The organism is Aliivibrio sifiae (assembly GCF_002954715.1).
Classification (GTDB): domain Bacteria; phylum Pseudomonadota; class Gammaproteobacteria; order Enterobacterales; family Vibrionaceae; genus Aliivibrio; species Aliivibrio sifiae.
The window spans coordinates 1,044,515-1,050,554 of the sequence record NZ_MSCP01000002.1 but is presented as its reverse complement, the minus strand read 5'-3'; the positions used below and the strand labels follow the sequence as shown (position 1 = coordinate 1,050,554).

Genomic DNA, 6,040 nt, shown 5'->3' with positions numbered 1-6,040 from the left:
GAATTGGGTATGAAGAATATCCAAGGTAACGTCTGCTTTAACTGCCAAAATAAAGGTGGTTGACTCAACAATACTTCTATCTGAAATTGGCGCAATACGAATACCGTAACCTTGCTCTTTAAGAACAAGCGGGATAGCACGTTGCTCAGACATCACACTCAAGGTCATTTTTGAGTTATTCAGGATCGTTGATAAACAACTTGTTAAGTTACCGTGGTTGTAAGGAACAAACTCCTGTGGACGACGAGACGCCGAGCATAACGTGGCTAATTCACCTTCAGCTTGCAATAGAACACGATAGAAAGCTTCTGGATGCACACCTTCAATATTCGAAAAGTGCCAGAACAAAGGTTCATAACGATTCAAGGCTTGTAAAAGCATAAAGTCAGAAACCGAAGACACGCCTTGCTGGTCAACAACGCCTAAACGTTGAACAATCGATTCAGCACGGTGACGGAGCATAGATGCAAATTCGGTTGTGAATTTTTTAAGTACACTTGAGGCGTTAATATCAATACACGTAGGGATGTATGATTTATCTAGAATAATACTGCCGTCAGGTTTTACTTCTGAAATTTTCAGAATAGGAATAGAGGTATAGGCACTCTTATCTTCGTCTTCGTACATTAAGCAAAAATTCAGCTTACCAATGGTGATATTGGCAATTTCTTCACTGTCATAGCATGCATCTACCGCATCTTGAGTATGCATTGTGTAACGAGCGCCGTCTTTATTTGTGCCGAATAACTCAGAGCGCTCTGATGGCAAGGGGCAGCACAAATATAAGACTTTATTTGCAATAGAAGCATCAACATCTTTTACTTCTGGCAATGAAGCGTGAAGTGGTAAGTCAAAAGGGGTGCGATCTTGCAAGATCCCTTCAGCATGAGTGATGCCTATTTTACCTAAAGCCAATAATTCGGTATTGATTTCAATGCGTTTTATTCCCCAATGAAGAGGAGATTCAAACCCACTTAGCATTCCACTTTGTTTGCCTTGATAGCGATCTAACTGCTGGAAATGCTGCGGCTTCATAAACATTCCATCTTGCCACACGACAGGGTTATATAATGACATTGTTGATATCCTTAAAAATATGTTTGTTCAATACCACGAGTATTGTTGGAGCTAAGTTCACTTTCTTTTAGGTTTAGCTTTAAGAAGTATTCGCTTTTTTCTTCGATTAATTCGACTTTGCGCCACGATGACCCATTAATGTCTCGAAAGGCGACAGAGAAACCAATTGCTCGCGTTTCAGGATCAAGTACTAAGGTTTCATGAATGACATCGCCTGGCTGTATTTGGTATTCGTAGCGTTTAATGTATTCATCACCAAGTGCGGCTTTATCATTTTCAAATAAAGCAAAAAAATCGAGGTTACGGAACAGTACTGGCGAGTTAAGTTCATGAATTCGAAGGATCACAGGAGATGATTGACCACCTTCACGAACATTAAGTACGCTATCTGCGGTAATAATTAATTCGATCGAAGACGTTTCTGGTGTTATTCCTGTTGATTCTTTAAATTGGTCCCACATGGTGCAACCAGAAAGAACTAAAACCAATGTAACTATGAGTAGATTTCGCATGTTAAGCCTTTAATGTCTTAGAATATTGTTCTTTAATTTTTTGTTGTACAACTGAGCTAGAAATATCCACTTTGTCATTGTTGTTTTTTTGATAGAAATCGACGTACTCTTTCCATAATTTGCCATTACTTTTTAATCTCGACTGAGAACGTATGACTTGAGCAAATTCTGTAGGATTTAATGATTGTAATTTTTGGTTGATCACCTCATTCGTGGCTTGAGCCATTTTGAATTTGTGACTATCCAGTTCGTCCAGAATTTGTTCGATTAATTCATTTGGAGACAAAAGCTTTTGTTGATTTAATGACAGCATCAACTCGACGATATTAGTAATAGATGTGTCTTGTTCTGTCTCTTTTATTGTTCTTAATTCGGTAAGATCTTTTTGTAAATCGTTAATACATAAACGTAAACAAGTCCCCATTTGCTGGAAGAATTGCGCATCGCTTTGTTCAACTTGCGATTCAGAAACGCCCAACCCCTTAAAGAATGCCGCCTTTATATCATTACTGATTTCTGGTACATACGTTGGCTGTAGAGATGGAATGTCTTGTGTAATGATATCCAGAGAAGGGTAAGGCTCTTCTCTTTCTACTGTCGTTGCTGTTGATTGTATTGTTTGGGTTACGTCTTCCCAAGGTTGCTGCTCTGTTGGTAAAGGTTTCTCTTTAGGTAATTCAGTTTCTACAGTAGGTTGAATGGGAGTTATTATTTGTGTTTTTTGTTGAGTAGTGGATGGAGCAAGGTCACTAAAGTCAGTTGAAAACCAATCTTCGGGAATAAGATTTGGAATATCAAATTCAGAATGAACACTATTGCTATCATCAAGTAATTGACGAGTATTTACGGTCTCTGTCGGCTTTATGGTTGCTTTTTTTTCAGTTCCGTGGAGTAGATGTTCATCATTATTCATTTGGTTTCTGAAATTCAAATGAGCGACAGGATCAGAACTGTCTACTTTATCTATTCGGGTTTCTTTAAATAGATCAGCAATGTTACCTTTATCTTCTGTATCATCCGCGGTGTATTCAGCAAGGTTCGCTAAAGGATCGATAGAGTCTGTTTCTTCTGAAATATCAGCAGCAATGTTGACCGAGTTAGACAGCTTTTCTAACCCAATGCTGATTTCATAACGACCAAGAACGATCGTATCGCCATCGTATAATGAGATCGGTTGGTTTTTTAATAGTTTATTGCCGTTAACAAGTGTGCCGTTGGTACTTACATCACTAAGATAATAGGTATCACCATAAATACTAATAAGGCAATGAGAACCAGAGATAAAGCGATTGTGGTCAATTAAACTGACGGTGTTACTTGGATTCCGGCCAAGTGATCCACCATTTTCTGGCATTTCAATGTGTTTACCGCCTGTGTATTCTTCAGGAGATTTTGTAATAAACAGAGTGAGTTGATTTAAATGCACAAGAGCTCCTTAGAATAATAATGCTACGGATAACTCAAGCCCACCTAGGCCATCATTATAGAGAGGTTGAATATAAGAGGCTTGAGGGATCAGTTGAAGATGGGCGTCAGGGTTACTGCCAATTTTAATGACGGTACCAAAAGAGAACACAGCACCAACTTCAAACTGGTCAATATCATCAAGCTGTTTGCCATACTTGTAACCGTCTTCATCTACTGCCCAGCGATCACTATATTGACTGTATCCAAGAGATAATCCTGCACCCACATAAGGGGTAAAAGCCCACCAGTTACCGAGTGCGAATTGAGGAACGATGCGAAGTTCGTAATTTGTGACTTCTTGATATACGCCATTGGCCGGAGCATCAATGTAGTCTGAGAGATAATTAAATCCAAGCCACCAACGCCAGCGGTTATTGTTCTCATCAATGGGGCGGGTATGAACTAAACCGTAACTGATTGTGCTGAGTTCGCCACTCATTCCTTGTTCGTACTCAGTAGATTCGATTGTCTTCATACTAGCAACCACACCATAACGTTCACCTTTGGCAAATGTTGGAGTAGAAAAAGCCAGTATTAAAGCCATAAAACCCAGTTGGATTGGCTTAGCCATTTTGTTAATCCTCTAGCAAAATATTTTTGTTACATCCTATTTAGCTTGCCAAAATATCAACTTAATTTGTTATTTCAATACGGTAGGACGGCTTTATAAAAAAACACTCGGAATCACTATTTGAATAGTTAGAATCACTGATAATTTAGTTGTTATGCCAGTGCGTTTTTTTGGTATTTTTAGGAAAAATTAAAAAAAGAATATGGTTTTATGCGGAACTTATTAAGGAAGAAATAGGACAAAGTTTAAATATAGAGATACAGAAATAAAGAGGGAGTGGTTAGAAGAATAGACATTCATAAAGTGAGCTGAAGACGTTTTATGAATGCCAAATAATAATAGTCATTATAAAGTATAGCGCTTAGTGCTCAGGGGGTTAGTTTTTAGCAATTGCTCGCCATTGTACATCGCTTCCTTTGTACTTACATCAAGCATTTGTTTCCCTTTAAAGCGTAATGGCTCTTTAATTGCAACATCATGTGCAAAGATGACTAGTTTAGCATTCTTCACATCAAGAGGGGTTATTCGGTTATTAATGCCGTCAGCACCCTGTGTTTCAACCTTAATTTTAATTCCTAAGCGATGAGCTGCTTTTTCTAAGCTTTTGGCGGCGAGAAAGGTATGAGCTACGCCTGAAGGGCAAGCTGTAATAGCTAATACCTCGGCTATTCCTTCTTCTTTAATGGATGAGAATACAAGTTCTGGATTTTTTTTCTCATCATCTTCAACTGCATTTTTCTTTAATGAAATAACAATGATAGCGGTGGTGAATGCCCCCATAAGTGTTCCAATAACATAACCAAATTTACCATCCACAACCGGTAATACTATCCAGCCGCCCCATGGTGCATGGTTAAGTACATTAAATAAGAAGCCAGTAATATTGCCAACGATACCGCCGGCAACGATTGCGGGAATAACACGAGCAGGATCCGCCGCTGCAAATGGAATAGCACCTTCAGTGATGCCAATCATACCCATAATGCCTGCTGCTTTTCCTGCTTCTCTCTCTTCTTGTTTAAATTTCTTAGGGGATAAAAATGTAGCTAAGGCCATGCCAAGAGGTGGAGTGCAAATAGCAATGCCGACCCCTCCCATAAGCCAAGGTTGGGTGTTTACTTGAGTTTGCGCAAAGAGTGTTGCAACTTTATTGATTGGTCCACCCATATCAAAGGCGGTCATTGCTCCAAGGATCGCGCCAAGTGCTATTTTTCCTGAGCCAGCCATACTTGCAAGCCATTCGTTTAACATGGTCATTGTATTGGCAATCGGAGCCCCAATTACCCACATGACAGCAGCACAGGTAATAAAAGTACCAATTAGGGGGTAAATAAAAATCGATCCTAGTGAGGTCATACTGTCTGGCAATTTGATCTGTTTTAAAGCCCGAACAACAAATCCTGCAAAAAATCCGATGATAATCGCACCTAAAAATCCAGTATTGTATTGCTGAACAGCTATCCAAGAGCCTATCATTCCCGGCGCTAAGCCCGGTTTATCTGCAATAGAATAAGCAATATAGCCGCCAAGAATGGCAGTAAATAAAGTTAAACCGGCGATGCCCATTTGAGCTATATCAGCCAAAACCCCTTCGGTCGGAACGGCTCCGTGGCCTGAAATCATCACTGAAAGTGAGAGTAATACACCGCCAGCAACAATGAATGGGATCATGTGTGATGTACCAAATAATAGGTGTTCTTTAGCTCGTCCTAATCGACGTTGGCATTCACTTTTTTCTGGTGGTGGAGGGGGAAGATCACTAGGAGTGTATTCTTTTTCTAATTTAATATTATCGGTAAAAAGAGCGAGAGCTTCGGCTTGAGTCGATACTGATTTGAGCTTGTCGGTAAAACCATCTTCAATGAGTCGGCTAGATATTTGAGCTAATACTTCTATATGGTGTGTATCGTCACCGTCAGGAGACGCGAGCATAAAGAAGATGTCAGAAGGCTCACCATCTTCGGCACCATAATCAATACCATGACGACTAATACCAACAGCAACTGCGGGGGTGATTACCGCAGAGCTTTTTGCATGAGGGATGGCAATGCCATCTTCAAATCCGGTATTTCCAATTTCTTCTCTTGCCCAAACATCTAATAAATATTGTTTTCTATCAGAGAGTTTGCCTGCATCATCCAAAATCTGAACCATCTCTTCAAGAATACTCTCTTTAGAGGTCGCTTTGAGATCTAAACAAATAACGTTGGTATCGATAAGAGAATGGATGTTCATGATTTGCTCATTATTGATTATATTATAGTTATTAGGTGTTAATGTAAGTAAATATCCCTCTTTTAAATACAGCACAAAAAAGGCTTTTACTGGATTATTGTACCCTGAGTCGTAAAGTGTGATTCTAATCGTTATGCATTGATATAAAGCATTTTATTATACCGTTAGTTTGTATTTT

At 39.3% G+C, this 6,040-nt stretch carries 5 protein-coding genes; all 5 read right to left on the bottom strand.

All coding sequences use genetic code 11. The features are described from left to right. Positions 1 to 1,077, bottom strand: a 1,077-nt coding sequence (gene tssK, locus BTO23_RS15970; RefSeq protein ID WP_105064010.1) for a type VI secretion system baseplate subunit TssK, incomplete at its 3' end; no start/stop codon positions are given. Positions 1,078 to 1,088: 11 nt separating this feature from the next. Next, positions 1,089 to 1,589, bottom strand: a complete 501-nt coding sequence (tssJ, locus tag BTO23_RS15965) for a type VI secretion system lipoprotein TssJ (protein WP_081091631.1) — start codon at positions 1,587 to 1,589, stop codon at positions 1,089 to 1,091. A 1-nt stretch (position 1,590) separates the two neighbouring features. Further along, positions 1,591 to 3,015 carry a type VI secretion system-associated FHA domain protein TagH gene (gene tagH, locus BTO23_RS15960; protein ID WP_105064009.1) on the bottom strand — a complete coding sequence of 475 codons (1,425 nt, stop codon included), beginning with the start codon at positions 3,013 to 3,015 and terminating at the stop codon, positions 1,591 to 1,593. Between the two features lie 9 nt (positions 3,016 to 3,024). After that, positions 3,025 to 3,627: a hypothetical protein gene (locus BTO23_RS15955; RefSeq protein ID WP_060992989.1), complete on the bottom strand. Its 603-nt coding sequence runs from the start codon at positions 3,625 to 3,627 to the stop codon at positions 3,025 to 3,027. A gap of 345 nt (positions 3,628 to 3,972) precedes the next feature. Beyond that, on the bottom strand, positions 3,973 to 5,862 hold the full coding sequence (locus tag BTO23_RS15950) for a fructose-specific PTS transporter subunit EIIC (RefSeq protein ID WP_105064008.1): 1,890 nt from the start codon (positions 5,860 to 5,862) through the stop codon (positions 3,973 to 3,975). Positions 5,863 to 6,040 lie beyond the last annotated feature (178 nt).